Here is a 16,016-nt window from a genome sequence, read left to right as displayed (position 1 = left end):
ACCAAATACCGCCTATCCCTCCGGCAATAACCAGGCCGTCGGCAGGGCTGAACACTTGTTTGACCGTATAAAGCCTGCATGATATACTAGGGACAAATCATTCGGAGGCATTTTTTATGAGTCTTGACGGTTTTTCCTTATCCTTATTAATTACAGAACTTAACCAAACCTTAACAGGCGGCCGGATTGATCGGATTTATCAACCGGATAAACATACCCTGACCTTGCTTGTACGGCAGCTAAACGAAACAATACGTTTATTGATTAGTATTAAGCCGGAAAATCCCTGCATGTACATAAGTGCCGCTCTGCCGGAAAATCCTGCGGCGCCGCCCGCGTTTTGCATGCTCTTACGCAAACATCTGGAAGACGGACGCATTGCAGTCTTCTCCCAACATGGCCTGGACCGTACGGTGTTTATTGACATCGATGTTAGAAATGAACGGGGCGAGTTGGTAACCAAGCGTCTGATCGTTGAACTGATGGGTAAACACAGCAATATTATTTTTACGCAAAATAACCTGATTGTTGATTCCATCCGCCGTATTGGGGCAAATGTAAGCTCTTACCGGCAGGTACTTCCCGGCAGGCAGTATGAATATCCCCCAGGTCCTTTAGGACATGATTTATTACACGGCAGTATTCCCGATTTCATAGCACAGCTTTCTCTGGAAAACGGTCTTTCCCTGGCCAAGACCATTGTAAAAATCACCAGTGGCATAGGTCCGGTAACAGCTCGGGAAATCGTCTGGCGCAGCGGACTTCCGGCCGATATTATGGTGGATGCTTTGGACAAATCCGATCTTGACGCCATATCCGAGGCAATTTACAGCATTAGAAAACTACTACAGGAAGACGATCTGCAGCCGTCGCTGGTTATAGACGCGACTAACCGTATCGTCGCTATGGCTGCCTTTGAACTGGAGCACATTGCGACAGGCCAAAGACAAACCTTTTCCACTATGAGCCAAATGCTCGAATTCTCCAGCGATCAAAAAGGAACCCAAAAGCCGCCGGAAAAAATCATGGTGGAAAAACTGCTGGCCGGTGAAATCAGTAAACAAAAACGTAAGCTTGCTGTGCTGACCGAGGAACTGGCCGATGCCAATGACTGCGACCAGCTCCGCCTGTACGCCGACATTTTAATGGCCCATCTGTATCATTCCCTGCCGTCCCGCTGCGAACAGATTGTTCTGCCTAATATATACAGCCTCACCGAAGGGGACACCACTATAATCCCGCTCGACCCATCTATGTCGATTTTGGAAAACGCCCAGGCATACTACGGAAAATATAACAAGCTTAAGCGGGCTCAGAATTTGCTTGCCGAGCAGCTTTCCCATTGCCGCCAGGAAATAGCCTATCTGGAAAGCATTCAGGTGGCATTGGCCGATACTTCCCTACAGGCAGAATTAGCCGAGATCAAACAGGAACTTACCCAGGCAGGCTATGTTAAGCCAACGGCGAAGCGTCGTTCTCCTACGGCCCCAACCGCGCCCTTACAGGTAGCGTCAAGCAATGGAGCGATCATCTGGATCGGCAAGAACAACCATCAAAATGATGCGCTTACCTGTAAACAGGCCCGACCGGATGATTTATGGTTCCATGCCAAAGATATTCCGGGGTCTCATGTCATTCTCCGGACCGATACAGTGCCGCCACTGGAACAAACCATTCGGGAAGCGGCGCAATTAGCAGCTTATTTTAGCAAAGCCCGGCAGTCCTCCAATGTTCCGGTCGATTTTGCCAAGCGGCGCCATGTAAAAAAACCGACCGGTGCCAAACCGGGATTTGTCATTTACGATCATCAAAAGACCTTGTATGTGACACCCCCGGACGAACAGACCGTTCAACAAAAGCTTAAAGAAAATGAAAAATAACGGAAATAAAAATAAGTCGCCCTACTAGAAAGGCGACTTATTTTTATTCCGTTATTTCTTCGATAACAACCTGATCATTTCCGTCAACCTGCGATAATTTCACACTAACAATCTCCCGGCTGGCTGTGGGAACATTCTTACCGACATAATCCGCTCTAATCGGCAGCTCACGATGGCCACGGTCAACCAAAACGGCAAGCTGGATAACCTTGGCCCGGCCAATATCCATTACCGCGTCCAGCGCTGCCCGGGCCGTTCTGCCAGTATATAATACATCATCAACCAGGATGATTTTCTTGCCGTTAATATCGCCGGGGATTTGTGTCTGATGCACAATCGGCTGATAACTAAGCGTGGATAAATCATCGCGGTATAAGGTAATATCTAGAATACCGACCGGAACCTTTACGCCCTCTATCTTTTCAATAGTCGCCGCCAGGCGCTCTGCCAACGGTACGCCGCGTGTCCGTATTCCCACCAGGATAATATCCTGGACCCCTTTATTCTTCTCAATAATCTCATGGGCAACCCGTGTAATAGCCCGTTGCAAGCCCTGCGCATCCATCAATACGGTTTTCTCAACTCTATTAGCCATGCCTTTCACCCTTTTCTGTTTTGTAAACTGTTTAGTATGCTTTGCATATCTTCAGGCACCGGTGCTTCAAAGACCATTTCCTGCCCGGTAACCGGATGTTCCAGTCTTAATTTTTTAGCATGCAGGGCCTGTCCTTCAATCGAAAATCGTGATTTAGGTGATCCGTACTTGGGGTCACCGACCACCGGATGACCGATATAGGCCATGTGCACTCTGATTTGATGGGTTCGCCCGGTTAAAAGCTTGCATTCTACTAAGGTATACTCACCAAAACGTGTAATCACTGTAAAGTTGGTAATGGCCTCCTTACTGTTAGTAAACGTAACGGCCATTTTTTTCCGGTCAGTGGGATGGCGGCCAATCGGCGCATGAATGGTTCCGGTATCCTCCTTGATATTGCCCTGAACAATCGCCCAGTATATCCGCCCGGCAGTCCGATTCTTTATTTGCTGAGCCAGACTGACATGAGCCCGGTCATTTTTGGCCGCTACCATCACCCCTGATGTATCCTTATCCAGACGGTGCACAATGCCCGGTCGAATCTCCCCGTTTATACCGGATAAATTGGTACAATGCTCCAATAAAGCATTGACCAGCGTTCCCTTATAATTGCCGGCAGCCGGGTGTACCACCATGCCCCGCGCTTTATTGACAACAATGATATCTTCATCCTCATAGAGTATATCAAGAGGGATATCCTCGGCCAGCACATCGACTATTTTGGGCTCTGGCAGTACGACTTTAACAATATCGCCTGGTTGCACCCGGTAATTTGCTTTTGCCTCTTTCGCATTCACCGTAACCTGCTTGTCACGGATCAGCTTCTGGACAAAGCTCCGGGTTGTATCTTGCAACCGGTTTGTCAAAAACACATCCAGCCGTTCATTAGGAATTACAGTTTCATCCACTACTGCCATTACTTCTTCATTCACTCTCGTTCAGTCCTTTTTTAAAAAAGATGATATCAATAATAATTACAATCACACCGGTCACAATCGCGATATCTGCCACATTAAAAACCGGCCAGATTCTAAAATCAAAAAAATCAACCACATAACTGGTCTTAAGCCGGTCAATCACATTACCCACCGCACCGCCGGTCATGAGACAAATTCCTGCCCGCAATAAAATATCCTCCCGGGGAATGCGAGGATAAAAATATAGGACTGCCCCAACCATGAGAGTAGCTATCAAAACAAAAAAAACTGTTTTGTGCTCCAATATGCCAAAAGCCGCTCCCGGATTTAAAACATAAGTAATATGAAAAATCTTTGGAATAACCGGTATGGACATGCCTGGCTCTAAATGGGTTTGAATATAGTACTTAGTCAATTGATCCACAATAATTACAAGTATTGATAACAGTAATATTGGCACAAGGGTTCGCTCCTATTCTTATTCAGCAATGGCGCCTGTTTATTTAGAGATAGTTACATCATACCTAACTTTTTCTAAAACGTAAAGAATTATGGAGCTATTTATTGACTTTTATCCTTCCGTACTATCAGATTCTTTTGCAATACGATCCTGCCGGCACAAGCTGCAGATGCCGGTTTCCAACGTTTGCTGGCGCAACAGCAAACGCGTCTCAGCCATACCACGGGCATAGCCAGTTTGTTCACCCCGGTGCTTGCCAAGCAAATATCCTGCCAAAAACGACAGAAGTACCAGCAATACTATCACTAAGCGCATACCTCCTGGTAATAATAATTTATTATATAAAATAAGGCTACACCACAAAATACAGGCTCGAATACAGCTTGATCCAATATCCAGGCAAGGGTCAGACAACAGGCAGCGGCTAAGATGCTTTCCAATACACCAAACCGGTAGGCCAGATTACGATATCCGGTCAGTTCATCTGCCCTCAGATCAATACAATCATCGATTAATTGCACGGCGAACACAAAAACAAGTGAAAAAATCATCATCGTCCACCCGGCCAGTACACCGCCAAGTATAAAGGCTACGACTGACTCCTGAGCGCCTGTCAGGCGGCTGGGGAATGAATTGTGTAAGTCCTGGAACATGCCGACCATATAGCTTCCCATGAATAAGCCGATACTCACGGCGTTATGCAGCGCCGAGGCAATTAGCATACTGATCAAGGCATAAAACATTGTCCCCCGCCCCAGCCTGACAGCCCAGTTTTTATACCGCCTTTTTTCATCCACCTCGCAATCCAGATAGTCATCGGCAAGCTTTATGGAGCCGGCACAAAATAAAACGGCCAGAAACATTTTAACCCAGTCAGATAGTATGTCTAACATAGTTTTTCACCTCTCTAAAACCATGCAGATAAAGTGCCGATATAGTTAATATCGGCGTATCGGGAAACAGCATTGGCATTCTTTTGACGGAGTCTCTTGCCACAGGCAAATCAATCTTATTTGCCAACAGGACATAATTGCGCCGCGTCATGCCATAGCTATATATCTCCCGGTCAATTTCAGTCCCGGCATTATGCTCTCTGATAGCCGTTAAATCAACGATATGTAAAATACCTTCTGCTGATCGCAATATTTTTAGGGTTTGGGCCATTCCCCGCCGGATAGTTTCATCGGGGTGAATACTTTCACTAATGCCACAAGTGTCGGTTAGCATAAAATTGGCCGTTGTCTTGCCAATTGGAATTTTAAGGACGAAAGACTGCACGAGACGGGTTTTATGCAAGGTCATCGCGCATAGTTCCCGTTTGGCCTCTTCGATTGAAAAATGCCGGCAGGTCATAAGTCCGTCAAAGCTCTTTGCCGTTATATCCACCGTCCGGCTTCCCAAATAATCGGCAAAATTTAAGGCAAACATGGTTTTACCGGAATTAGGCCTGCCGACAATCACCAGTTCCCGCACGCTCTATTTCACCTCCAGAAGGTCTTCCGCTTCCAGCGTAACTAAATCCTCCCTGGTTGTGACCTGTTTGGCCATCAACCTGACCGCCTGCCGGCGGATTGCTCTTTCTATAATATTGCGAACCGTCCTGGCATTGCCAAAATGCTCTACATTCTCACTGGAAGGACGGATCAGCAATCTTAATAAAGCCAGCTTTGCTTCCTTCGTAAACCGGTACTGACGTTTGTTGCACATCTGTTCCGAAATAGCCAGTAATTCTTCCTGCGTATAATCCAGGAAATTAATATGAATGGGAAAACGGGAATGTAGCCCCGGATTGGCTTGGAGAAAGCCGTCCATTTCATCCCGATAGCCGGCTAATATCAGAATCAATTCATTTTTATGATCCTCCATGGCCTTTACCAGCACGTCAATTGATTCTTTGCCAAAATCCTTTTCCCCGCCCCGCGCCAGTGAATAGGCCTCGTCAATGAATAAAATTCCTCCATAGGCCTTTTTCAATTGCTCCCGGGTTTTTTGCGCCGTATGTCCAATATATTCGCCGACCAAATCGGCACGCTCGACTTCCAGCAAATGGCCACGGCTTAAAACACCCATTTCACAGAAAACTTTTCCCAGAATACGGGCCACCGTAGTCTTGCCGGTTCCGGGATTACCTTTAAAAATCATGTGCAAAACCAAAGGTTCGGTAATTAAATGCTCCTTTTCCCGGCGTTTTTGAATTTCCAGAAAAGCGTATATTTCTCTAACCAGTTTTTTCACTTCGGTCAGACCAATGAGAGCATCCAATTCCCGCAAAATCTCTTCCATCTTTTTGCTGCTATCTTCAGCTTTTTGTTTACTGCTTACAGGTTTTCGCATAGCTGCATCCATCCGCTGATCCATATCCCGCATTTGCCGGAAACCGTCCAGTGCCGATATATCGCCTGCGGCGATTGCTGTAATGACCTCCTGGGGATATATGTACTTCATTACTGTTCACCTCGCCGTCTATCGGTGATATACAGTATACGCAGCTACCCCCTAAAATGTAACAGATGCTCCGGAAAAACCGGAGCATCTAGTCTTAAAAAACTTTACTTAACTAGCAAGAGCAGTTGTTTACCGAGGTGTTATTTCCCTTGAAGATATTATAGGAGACTGCTGATTAAATGAAGCTGTCGGCCTGGCGAGAGATTTCTTCGTCGTTTTGAAAATAATCACAACCGCAGGAAAGTCGGGCAATCTTAAAGTTATGCTGACGCAGTCAGGCGGAAAAAGCTCCGTCAGGACATGCAGCGCGAAATAAATCTGTAGTTCTTAGATTATTGTAACCTCCCACCTGTACTTTGGTGAACGCTGCATCCCTTAATTAGGAAACTCCCCCGCCGCGAAAGTTCGTGGGGGAGAGTTTTTCTAAAAACTTACACTATGCATCCTTATTCAAAAACAAGATTATATTAAATTTAATTATCAATCACTTCAAAAGTTTCCCATTTACGCACTCGCTCACGATTGGCAATCAAGGAAGAAGTGCCATCATGGTCTGCCGATACAAATTGTCCATTTGCCATAGATTTAAGGGCGATTTGGCGATTGCCCAAATAAACAATCTTGAAAGTCTCCCACTCGCCGATCTTGCTGCGGTTTGCAATCAAGGGGGAATTACCGTCATTAGCTGCGCTTACAAATTTCCCATTAGTCACGGAACGCAGAGCGATTTGATGATTGCCCAAATGCACAATCTCAAAAGTTTCCCATTCACGCGCCCAGTCCCGGTTTGCAATCAACGCTGACCTTCCATCGTTTTCAGCCGTCACGAATTTTCCATTGGCCATCGATTTTAACGCGATCATATGATGGTTCCAACGCTCCCCATCGTATGTATCATGCCAGCCAGGCGCAGCAACAATACCCTGCCGCACTTCTGCAAAGAATGGATCGGCACTTTCATAACAAGCATGATCAGCCCGGAAATGGATAAATACCCCATTAGCCCAATAACCGACGCTAACCAGTCTGTCATTATCATCATAAAAGAATACGGCATCTTTCACTTGTTGCCCGTGATGATAAAAACCGGCATCATCATGCCAGCGATAGGCATGAGTTCCAGGAAATTTTTCACCCCATCTTACATCATAGATAATTTTCATTTGATTGTGTCCGTTCCAGACTTCCCGCCGTTCATACCATTTAAATGGCAACCTTTCTTCCGACACTGCATCGTCATGATGAGTCTGGCGCCAAACGTCACCGCTATTATAATAAAAACCCCAACTGGCAGCACTTGCCGTTACTGACCAAAACAAGGATGCAAATAATGTTAAGAGTAAGATGAATATTTTTTTCAAACTGATTCCTCCTTAAAATTCAAGATCTAACGGGACCACATCAACCGGCTTTCCTTTCATCTCCCTTCACTTTAAGCCTAAATGGTAAATAAATCCTAAACTAAGTGTATCGTGCAAATAAGACAAAATTATGACAGTGATAAATTATTTAGTGCTATCAACAAGTAGGCATAAATTCCACGATAAAGCCGATAACGTAACAGATGCTCCGGAAAAACCGGAGCATCTGTTTATATTTTACTTTCTTCTTTTTTATCATGGTAGCTGGCAGATAGTGGACGAAAAGGGGTAATAGTTGATATCGCATGCTTATATACTAATTGCTGTTTTCCATCATTTTCAATGATGACCGTAAAATTATCAAAGCCTCTAACTGATCCCCTCAGTTGAAATCCGTTAACCAGGTAAATTACAACCGGAACATTTTCTTTACGCACTTGATTTAAAAAACTATCCTGCAAATTGATTACTTTTGTTGTCATGAATTAACCCCTCCGTATTTATGATTTGCCAAAAACAACATTCATCGCCATATTCTAATTTTTATTCTACTTAAGACAAAACTTTCCTGCAATGCATTTGTAAATTGTTTCCATCATTTTCTCATAACTGTCGTACTCATCAACTGAAAACCATTGAATATAAGGCATTCTGCGATACCAGGTAAGTTGGCGTTTGGCAAAATTTCTGGTAGCCTGTTTAATTTGATTTACCGTAGAAGGTAAATCCATCCTACCCTGCAGGTAGGCAACCATCTCTTTATAACCAATCCCCTTCATGGACTGGCAGTCAGGTGATACACCCGAACAGAGCAACTCTGCCACTTCTTTTTCCAAGCCGGCGGCCATCATTTGGTCAACACGGAGATTTATATTCTGATACAGCTTAGCCCGCTCCATGGTTAAGCCAATAACAACCGACTCATAAACCAGTTCAGGCTTCTCCTTTGTTTGTGATATGCTTTCGCCGCCCAGCTCCCGTACCTCCAAAGCCCGTATAATGCGCCGGCGATCGTTTGGATGAAGCCGCAAAGCCGCCTGTGAATCGCTCCTGGCCAGCATGGCATGCAGATGGTCGTTACCGTACTGCTCTGCCATCTTTTCTAAGTGTTGACGAAACTCCGAATCGCCGGGAGTCTCATTAAACTGATAGTTTTCCAGCAGGGCTCTGACGTAGAGTCCTGTGCCACCGGCCAGAATGGGAATCTTTCCCCGCCGGTTAATCCCGGTAATATATTGTGCTGCTATTTGTTGAAAATCGGTTACACTAAAAGTTTCGACCGGCTCAATATAGTCGATCAGGTGATGTACAATTCCTGCCCGCTCTTGTAGCGTCGGCTTGGCAGTACCTATATTCATCCTTTTATACACAAGCATGGAATCACCGGAAATCACTTCTGTCTCCAGCAATTTAGCCAGATCAATGCTGACTCTTGTTTTGCCGACGGCTGTCGGACCAATAACTGCAATTACACGTTCCATATCCTTCTCCCATCCACCTTATCCGTTAACCTGAATTACGCCATAATGTACGCTGCTGTATTTTCCGCCATACAGGCCTGACAAGGAAAACTTATCAAATTCGGCACTGTTGCGGGTTTCTTTGATAACGACACGCTGCCTGGCAATACGGCAAGCCTCCTGGACTGCTTCCGGCAGCAAGGGACGGTCATCGGCCAGATAACGAAGCGGTTTAAGGTTGGAGCTGCTATGGATAGGATGACGAAACATCGGATCGAAATACACAATATCAAAGCTTTTATCCGGCACATGGCAAAGATACTCATAATAGTCTGCCCAAACAACCTGTATGCGCCGTAATGCCTGGGTAACTGCCTCATCCTTGGCTGAGAAATGACGCAGACCGTATTCGGTAATTTGCGCGATCAACAGAGCATGCTCTATTCCAGCGATCTGCCCTGCCGCGCCGGCAACAAAACTGGCAACAATAGCGTCGGTAGCCAAACCCATTGTGCAATCTAATACGGACATCCCGGCAGAGAGCCCCATGGCCTCCACCATATGGTCAGGTTTTCCATTTTTCAAATTATTTATACGTAATTCTGCCATGCTCAAATGAAAAAAGTACTCTCCCCCCGGTGTGATCACCACAGGGCCCTGCTTTTTTACCACTACGAGAAGCTCAGCTTTATGACTGGCTTTTAAAAAGTCCAGTGATTGTTTACCCCGCCGGACATAGGGGACCTGCAATGTTTTTGCCATAGACTCGGCCTGTTGAACGGTGGCTTCGGTTGGATAAATCCCTGTTGTAACAATCAACTGCATACCTTCCTCTTTAGAGAACCGCTGAATTCATGAACCTTTCGGCCTAACGATCTTTTTCTTGCTAGGTGGAAGAAAATTCGCCAGAACGCGCAGTTGCAGTGGTTCTTAAGTTCGTTTAAACATTTTTGCCATGTCCTGCGGCGAAAACCGGACAATCACTGGCCTGCCGTGGGGGCAGGTATACGGCAGGGTAGTGGCACAAAGCTCGTTGACCAGCGCCTGCATCTGCTCCAGCGACAGCGTATCGCCGGCTTTAATCGCCGCTTTGCAGGAGGCGATTTGCAGGCAGGCATGGCGCAGATCCTGGGCGGTAGGATTATGTAGGCCCTGTATTTCAGTCAGAATCTGCCTTAATAATGCCTCACTGGCAGCAGGAGAAATATCTGACGGAGCTTCCGTCAATCTGACGGTGTTAGGTCCAACCACATCCAGGGAAAAACCCAGTTGTTGAAACACCTCGGCCTGCTCGCTGATTACATCAATTTCCACCTGGCTGAACTCAAAGAAAAGCGGCACCAGCAATTGCTGAAAAGGAATGCGCTCGGCGGCCTGGCCAAACTTATCATAAAGAATGCGTTCATGGGCGGCGTGTTGATCAATGATGTAAAGGCCGTCTTTGCCTTGCGCGATCAGATAACATTCGGCAATCTGCCCCATAACGCGTAGTTCAAAAGACTCTGCCGGTTCTTCTGCCCTGGCAGGCAACACCGGCGTAGCTTCAGCCTGCCAGGAGGCCTTTTGCTCTTCGTCCTGTCTCTTCACAGCCTCCCGGACAGCCGAAAAGCTCACACTCGGCTTTTCATATATCACATTCGATTTCTGGTAGGATTGATAGGGTACGGGTTCTTTATATTCTGGCTGTCTGCCAAATAAGCCTTCAACCGGCTGCGCAGGATGGCGTTCAATGAATTTCGGCCGTATAGGAGAAGCCAGTTGGGTAGGCTGCTGGGGATTCACCAGTGTTGTTGTAACCGCCTTATACACGGCGCGAAAAACTTGTTGCTCATCGCGGAATTTGACATCGCTTTTTTGCGGATGAACATTTACATCCACGCTATCTAACGGCACCGTTATTTGCAGTACAGCTAAGGGAAACCCTGTTTTCGGCAATAAAGAATGATAGGCATTATCAATGGCTTTAGCAATAAACCGGCTGTTAATAACCCGTAAATTGACAATATAAGTTTGCCACTGCCGGCTGCCTTTAAGCAAGGTCGGCTTACCGATCATGCCGGAAATGCTGATATTCGTATCGGCATAATCAATCTCAATAAGGTCGGGCGCAATCTGAGTACCATAAAGGCTTGTCAGTGTGTCTCTGAGCTTATTGGTTCCCGGCGTGTGCAGCACCAGTTTCTGATTATTAATCAATTTAAACGATACATCCGGGTGTGATAAGGCCAGCTTGGTGACAACCTGATGAATTTGTGACGCCTCTGTTGCCGGTGTTTTTAAAAATTTCCGTCTGGCCGGCGTGTTAAAGAACAAATCCTGAATGGTAATGGTGGTACCAACCTGACCGGCACCTTCCCTAAGGTCGCTTATCGTTCCACCCTGGATTTCCAGATAAGTTCCCAGTTCTTCCCCATGCAGTCTGGTGGTAAGCGAAAATTTGGATACCGCAGCGATACTGGGCAGGGCTTCACCGCGAAACCCCAAAGAACTTATGCATTCCAGATCGTCAACTTCATAGATCTTGCTGGTTGCATGGCGTAACACCGACAACTTCGCGTCTTCACGACTCATCCCGCTGCCGTCATCAGTCACCCGGATAAAGGGAATACCGCCTTCGGCAATCTCGATTTCTATATTCCGGCTACCGGCATCCAGCGAATTCTCCGCCAGCTCCTTGACAATGGAAGCAGGACGCTCCACCACCTCACCGGCGGCAATCTTATTGGCTGTATTTTCATCAAGCACATGAATAATGGAATGGCTCATAGCTTTCCAGTCTCCTGTCTGGCCTGATTTTGAAGCTTGTATAACACATTCAGCGCTTCCAGCGGAGTCAGTGTCATAATGTCCAGTGACAAGATATCATCCGCCAGCGCACTGCTAAACAGGGTCGGCTGGTTAGCCGCAGCCGTCTGTTCCTGGGCGACTCTTTCCTGCACACAAACATGCTGCTGCTCCAATTCAATTAATATCTCCTGCGCCCGTTCAATCGTGCCTTTCGGCAGCCCGGCCAACTGAGCCACATGGATACCATAGCTTTTGTCGGCACCGCCCGGCACAATCCGCCTCAGAAAAACAACTTCCTTGCCCCGTTCCTTTACGGCTACGGAATAGTTTTTTATGCTGCCATTCCACTCCGCCAAATCAGTCAGCTCATGATAGTGGGTGGCAAACAAGGTTTTTGCCTTAATCTTCTTTTTGATATGCTCAATAACCGCCTTGGCGATGCTCATACCATCAAAGGTGCTGGTTCCCCGGCCGATTTCATCCAGTATAATCAGGCTTTTCTGTGTGGCATGTTTAAGAATTTGCGCCACTTCATTCATTTCCACCATAAAGGTGCTTTGGCCGGTGGCCAAATCATCACTTGCCCCTACCCGGGTAAAGATACGATCCACCGGACAAATGCTGGCTTCCCGCGCCGGAATAAAACTGCCGATCTGCGCCAGCAGGACAAGTACGGCAACCTGACGCATATAGGTCGATTTGCCGGCCATATTCGGACCGGTAATGATCATCACTTCACTGTCGGTATGATTCAGCACCGTGTCATTAGGAACAAACATTTCCCGTACCAGCAAGCGTTCCACCACCGGATGCCGGCCGTCTTTAAGAATGATTTCATTTCTGGTGTTAATAGCCGGACGTATATAGTTATAGCGAGCCGCCGCTTCTCCCAAAGCAGTCAGTACATCCACCTGGGCGATTTGCCGGGCTGTCTGCTGAATTTCTTTAATCTTTTCTTTAATATAATCGCGAACTTCACTAAATAGATGGTATTCGATGGATACAATTTTCTCCTGGGCTCCAAGAATTTTGGTTTCAAAATCCTTGAGTTCCGGTGTGATGTATCGTTCGGCATTAGCCAGTGTTTGTTTACGTATATACTGTGCAGGGACTGCCGCCGCATGGGTATGGGTTACCTCCAGATAGTAACCGAATACTTTGTTGTAGCCTACCTTGAGCGATTTGATTCCCGTCTTTTCCCGTTCCTGTGACTCCAGCTCCTGTATCCATTTCTTACTGTCCCGCGAAATAAATCGCAGCTCATCCAGTTCGGCATGATAACCTTCTTTGATCATGCCGCCTTCGCGGACCGAAAAGGGTGGCGTATCCACAATGGCCGAAGCAATAAGTTCGACCACATCCGCATGGTTTCGTATCTGCCCCTGCAGATAGGCCAGCAACGGATCACGGATATCCTGCAAGCAATCCTTAATTTCAGGCACGATGTCTAAAGAAGCTTTTAAAGCGACCAAGTCCCGGGCATTGGCTGTTCCGACCTCAATCCTGGTTAATATACGCTCAAAATCATAAATTCCCGTTAACAGTCTATGTATGTTTTGGCGTACGACAGGCAATTCCAGGAAGCTTCCCACTGCATTCTGCCGGGCTGTAATTTCCTCAGTCTTCAATAACGGATATTCCAGCCACTTTTTTAAAAGCCGTCCGCCCATGGCGGTTTGGGTAAAGTCCAATACGGAGAACAATGTATCTTTTTTACTGCCGTCCCGCATATTGCGTGTTATCTCTAAATTCCTCAGCGTAGCTGCATCCAGAATAAGATGCTCGGCGGCATTGTATTTAACCAGGCAGTTAATATGTGACAAGTCGTTCTTTACTGTCTGCTGCAAATAGTGCAACAAACAACCTACAGCCATGCAAGCTCCAACAGCCTGGGGAAGCTCCGCCGGTGAAAAGAATTGCTGCGGCAAGGCCTTAATGGAATCAACATCCGACACATTCAGCGTAGTGACTGTGCAGCGGGAGAGCCGATTCTCGATAAAAGCTTCCAGTTCCGCTATATTTTCCAGCTTGGAGGCCAGCACCAGTTCGGCAGGCATCAGCCTAAACAATTGATCACACAGACCATTTAAACGATACAGTCCACTAAAAACCGTCCACAAACACTCACCAGTGGAAATATCAGCCGCGGCCAGACTGATTTCTTCGCTTTCTTCCCAAACAACCACCAAAAAATTATTATTCTGGTCAGGCAAAAGATTTTCCGATAATACAGTCCCCGGCGTAATAATCTTGATCACTTCCCGCCGTACCAATCCCTTTACCTGCTTGGGATCCTCCATTTGTTCGCAAATGGCAATTTTATAGCCTTTGCCAATCAGTTTGGCAATATAGGTATCTGCCGCATGATAAGGAATACCGCACATAGGAACTCTCGTATTCTGACCGCCCTCGCGAGAGGTCAGGGTGATTTCCAATTCCCTGGAAGCTAACTCGGCATCGGAAAAAAACATCTCATAAAAATCACCAAGCCGGAAAAACAAAATTTCTTCCGGATGCTTAGCCTTAATCTCGCGGTATTGCTCCAGCATAGGAGTATAACTTACGCTCATCGTCTCCTCCTTTTCCGGGAAAACAAGTTAATAATTATAGAGTTTGCCCTTTAATACCCAGGTCTGGGCACGATCTATTTTAACAGACAGCAATTGCCCGACCCGTTCCGGCCCCTGCTTGTCCCATAGTATGATTTTGTTGGTACGGGTACGCCCCATCAGTTTGGTGTCATCGTTTTTACTCGGCCCTTCCACCAGTACCTCCACCACATTGTCTTCCAATTGCTTATTAATTTCCAGGCTGATCGTATTCTGTACATCCATTAACGCCTGCAGTCTGGCTTTCTTTTCGGCAAGCGGAATCTGATCAGGCATAGTAGCTGCGGGAGTGCCTGACCGCTTGGAATAAATAAAGGTATAAGCAGCATCAAAACGGATTGTTTTTAGAAATTCCAGCGTTTCTTTGAATAATTCTTCAGTTTCGCCGGGAAATCCTACAATGATATCGGTCGTGATACTGGCCTGGGGAACTTTTTTTCTTATTTGCTCAATCAGTTTAGTATAGTACTCAGTGGTATAACCACGGTTCATTTTGGCTAAAACCCTATTGCTGCCTGACTGGATCGGCAGATGAAACTGCTCGCATATTTTTTTGCTTTGGCAAATTACATCAATAACAGCCTGATTCATATCACGGGGATGGGAAGTCATATAACGAATTCGTTCAATGGACTCCACCTGATCAACCCGCGCCAGCAATTGGGCAAAACCGTCTTCCTGTTTTTGATCCTTGCCATAGGAGTTTACATTCTGCCCCAACAAAGTGATTTCTTTAAAACCTTCCTGTCCTAACTGTTCTATTTCTTTAATAATATCCTTCATTGGCCGGCTGCGTTCCCGTCCACGCACATAAGGCACAATGCAGTAAGTGCAGAAATTATTGCAGCCATACATAATAGGGACATAAGCAGAAACCTTTCCCTTATGTACGGCAGGTACATTTTCAGCCAACCGTTCGGCCTGATCCCAGACAGCCAGCACTTTATCTTTTTTATTTTCCACCTCGGCAATTAATTCGGTTAATTTGTGAACATTATGTGTGCCTATGACAAAGTCGACATGGGCCGCTTTTTTAAAAATTTCATCCCGGTCTTTTTGAGCCATGCAACCGGCAATCCCAATAATCAGATTAGGATTTACCGCCTTAAGCCGTTTCAGTTCACCAATTTTTCCATAAATTTTCTGCTCGGCGCTTTCTCTGACGCAGCAGGTATTTATCATAATTAAATCGGCCTGATCCAGCTTATCGGTTAGTTCATAACCGACAGACTTCAGCTGTCCGACAAACCGTTCAGAATCATTTTCATTCATTTGGCATCCATATGTCAGCACGGACATACGTTTCGTCTGTATCGCATCCTGCATAAAAAGAATCATCTCCATAAAATATCTTGATGGTTATTATACCCTATATTAAAGCAGCAAACAACAACCCCTAGTGTAGTGACACGTTGACATTTCAGCTAAAGGACGCAGGATAAATTTTCATCTGCAAGGCGAAGGAATGAGACGTAGTGGTTCCTACACCGATTGACGACAAC

The 16,016-nt window shown here is 46.2% G+C and carries 15 protein-coding genes; 1 reads left to right on the top strand and 14 read right to left on the bottom strand.

Going from position 1 to position 16,016, the window contains the following annotated elements:
• Positions 1-116 precede the first annotated feature (116 nt).
• A complete protein-coding gene (locus F3H20_RS01275; RefSeq protein WP_149733171.1) occupies positions 117-1,880 on the top strand; it encodes an Rqc2 family fibronectin-binding protein in 1,764 nt (587 codons plus the stop codon).
• 43 nt (positions 1,881-1,923) lie between these two features.
• On the opposite strand, the gene pyrR is transcribed toward F3H20_RS01275, so the two are convergent.
• From pyrR to miaB, 14 genes are all read right to left on the bottom strand, one after another.
• Positions 1,924-2,475 (bottom strand): bifunctional pyr operon transcriptional regulator/uracil phosphoribosyltransferase PyrR, encoded by a 552-nt coding sequence (pyrR, locus tag F3H20_RS01270; RefSeq protein WP_149733170.1) that lies wholly within the window; start codon positions 2,473-2,475, stop codon positions 1,924-1,926.
• Between the two features lie 5 nt (positions 2,476-2,480).
• Entirely contained in the window at positions 2,481-3,392 is a 912-nt protein-coding gene (locus F3H20_RS01265; RefSeq protein ID WP_149733287.1) for an RluA family pseudouridine synthase, read from the bottom strand.
• Between the two features lie 7 nt (positions 3,393-3,399).
• Positions 3,400-3,852, bottom strand: a complete 453-nt coding sequence (lspA, locus tag F3H20_RS01260) for a signal peptidase II (RefSeq protein WP_149733169.1) — start codon at positions 3,850-3,852, stop codon at positions 3,400-3,402.
• Between the two features lie 111 nt (positions 3,853-3,963).
• Complete coding sequence (locus F3H20_RS01255; RefSeq protein ID WP_149733168.1) at positions 3,964-4,158, bottom strand: hypothetical protein; 195 nt, start codon at positions 4,156-4,158, stop codon at positions 3,964-3,966.
• Positions 4,158-4,745 (bottom strand): UbiA prenyltransferase family protein, encoded by a 588-nt coding sequence (locus F3H20_RS01250; protein ID WP_149733167.1) that lies wholly within the window; start codon positions 4,743-4,745, stop codon positions 4,158-4,160. Before F3H20_RS01250 ends, F3H20_RS01255 begins: the two co-directional genes overlap by 1 nt.
• A complete protein-coding gene (locus F3H20_RS01245; protein ID WP_149733166.1) occupies positions 4,726-5,325 on the bottom strand; it encodes a GTPase domain-containing protein in 600 nt (199 codons plus the stop codon). Before F3H20_RS01245 ends, F3H20_RS01250 begins: the two co-directional genes overlap by 20 nt.
• Before the next feature lie 3 nt (positions 5,326-5,328).
• Entirely contained in the window at positions 5,329-6,297 is a 969-nt protein-coding gene (locus tag F3H20_RS01240) for an AAA family ATPase (protein ID WP_149733165.1), read from the bottom strand.
• A 473-nt stretch (positions 6,298-6,770) separates the two neighbouring features.
• Positions 6,771-7,658 carry a fascin domain-containing protein gene (locus F3H20_RS01235; RefSeq protein ID WP_149733164.1) on the bottom strand — a complete coding sequence of 296 codons (888 nt, stop codon included), beginning with the start codon at positions 7,656-7,658 and terminating at the stop codon, positions 6,771-6,773.
• Positions 7,659-7,888: 230 nt separating this feature from the next.
• The gene (gene hfq / locus F3H20_RS01230; protein ID WP_091743507.1) at positions 7,889-8,140 is read right to left on the bottom strand and encodes an RNA chaperone Hfq; all 252 of its coding nucleotides are present in this window, start codon (positions 8,138-8,140) and stop codon (positions 7,889-7,891) included.
• Positions 8,141-8,206: 66 nt separating this feature from the next.
• Positions 8,207-9,139, bottom strand: a complete 933-nt coding sequence (gene miaA / locus F3H20_RS01225) for a tRNA (adenosine(37)-N6)-dimethylallyltransferase MiaA (RefSeq protein ID WP_149733163.1) — start codon at positions 9,137-9,139, stop codon at positions 8,207-8,209.
• Positions 9,140-9,157: 18 nt separating this feature from the next.
• The gene (locus F3H20_RS01220) at positions 9,158-9,943 is read right to left on the bottom strand and encodes a class I SAM-dependent methyltransferase (protein ID WP_149733162.1); all 786 of its coding nucleotides are present in this window, start codon (positions 9,941-9,943) and stop codon (positions 9,158-9,160) included.
• Positions 9,944-10,048: 105 nt separating this feature from the next.
• On the bottom strand, positions 10,049-11,884 hold the full coding sequence (gene mutL, locus F3H20_RS01215; protein ID WP_149733161.1) for a DNA mismatch repair endonuclease MutL: 1,836 nt from the start codon (positions 11,882-11,884) through the stop codon (positions 10,049-10,051).
• Entirely contained in the window at positions 11,881-14,475 is a 2,595-nt protein-coding gene (gene mutS, locus F3H20_RS01210; protein WP_149733160.1) for a DNA mismatch repair protein MutS, read from the bottom strand. The genes mutL and mutS overlap by 4 nt, the downstream gene beginning before the upstream one ends.
• A 27-nt stretch (positions 14,476-14,502) precedes the next feature.
• The gene (miaB, locus tag F3H20_RS01205) at positions 14,503-15,840 is read right to left on the bottom strand and encodes a tRNA (N6-isopentenyl adenosine(37)-C2)-methylthiotransferase MiaB (RefSeq protein ID WP_188128161.1); all 1,338 of its coding nucleotides are present in this window, start codon (positions 15,838-15,840) and stop codon (positions 14,503-14,505) included.
• Positions 15,841-16,016 lie beyond the last annotated feature (176 nt).

Source organism: Propionispora hippei DSM 15287, from assembly GCF_900141835.1.
In the GTDB taxonomy this organism is placed as follows: Bacteria; Bacillota; Negativicutes; order Propionisporales; family Propionisporaceae; genus Propionispora; species Propionispora hippei.
Note: the sequence above shows the minus strand (reverse complement) of the source record. Positions and strands in the feature narration are given on the sequence as shown.

Bases quoted from the DNA above. Each gene is read 5' to 3' on its own strand.
- F3H20_RS01265 (WP_149733287.1), bottom strand. From the start codon at position 3,392: ATGGCAGTAGTGGATGAAACTGTAATTCCTAATGAACGGCTGGATGTG.
- miaA (WP_149733163.1), bottom strand. From the start codon at position 9,139: ATGGAACGTGTAATTGCAGTTATTGGTCCGACAGCCGTCGGCAAAACA.
- hfq (WP_091743507.1), bottom strand. From the start codon at position 8,140: ATGACAACAAAAGTAATCAATTTGCAGGATAGTTTTTTAAATCAAGTG.
- F3H20_RS01250 (WP_149733167.1), bottom strand. From the start codon at position 4,745: ATGTTAGACATACTATCTGACTGGGTTAAAATGTTTCTGGCCGTTTTA.
- F3H20_RS01240 (WP_149733165.1), bottom strand. From the start codon at position 6,297: ATGAAGTACATATATCCCCAGGAGGTCATTACAGCAATCGCCGCAGGC.
- F3H20_RS01220 (WP_149733162.1), bottom strand. From the start codon at position 9,943: ATGCAGTTGATTGTTACAACAGGGATTTATCCAACCGAAGCCACCGTT.
- mutS (WP_149733160.1), bottom strand. From the start codon at position 14,475: ATGAGCGTAAGTTATACTCCTATGCTGGAGCAATACCGCGAGATTAAG.
- mutL (WP_149733161.1), bottom strand. From the start codon at position 11,884: ATGAGCCATTCCATTATTCATGTGCTTGATGAAAATACAGCCAATAAG.
- pyrR (WP_149733170.1), bottom strand. From the start codon at position 2,475: ATGGCTAATAGAGTTGAGAAAACCGTATTGATGGATGCGCAGGGCTTG.
- miaB (WP_188128161.1), bottom strand. From the start codon at position 15,840: ATGCAGGATGCGATACAGACGAAACGTATGTCCGTGCTGACATATGGA.
- F3H20_RS01275 (WP_149733171.1), top strand. From the start codon at position 117: ATGAGTCTTGACGGTTTTTCCTTATCCTTATTAATTACAGAACTTAAC.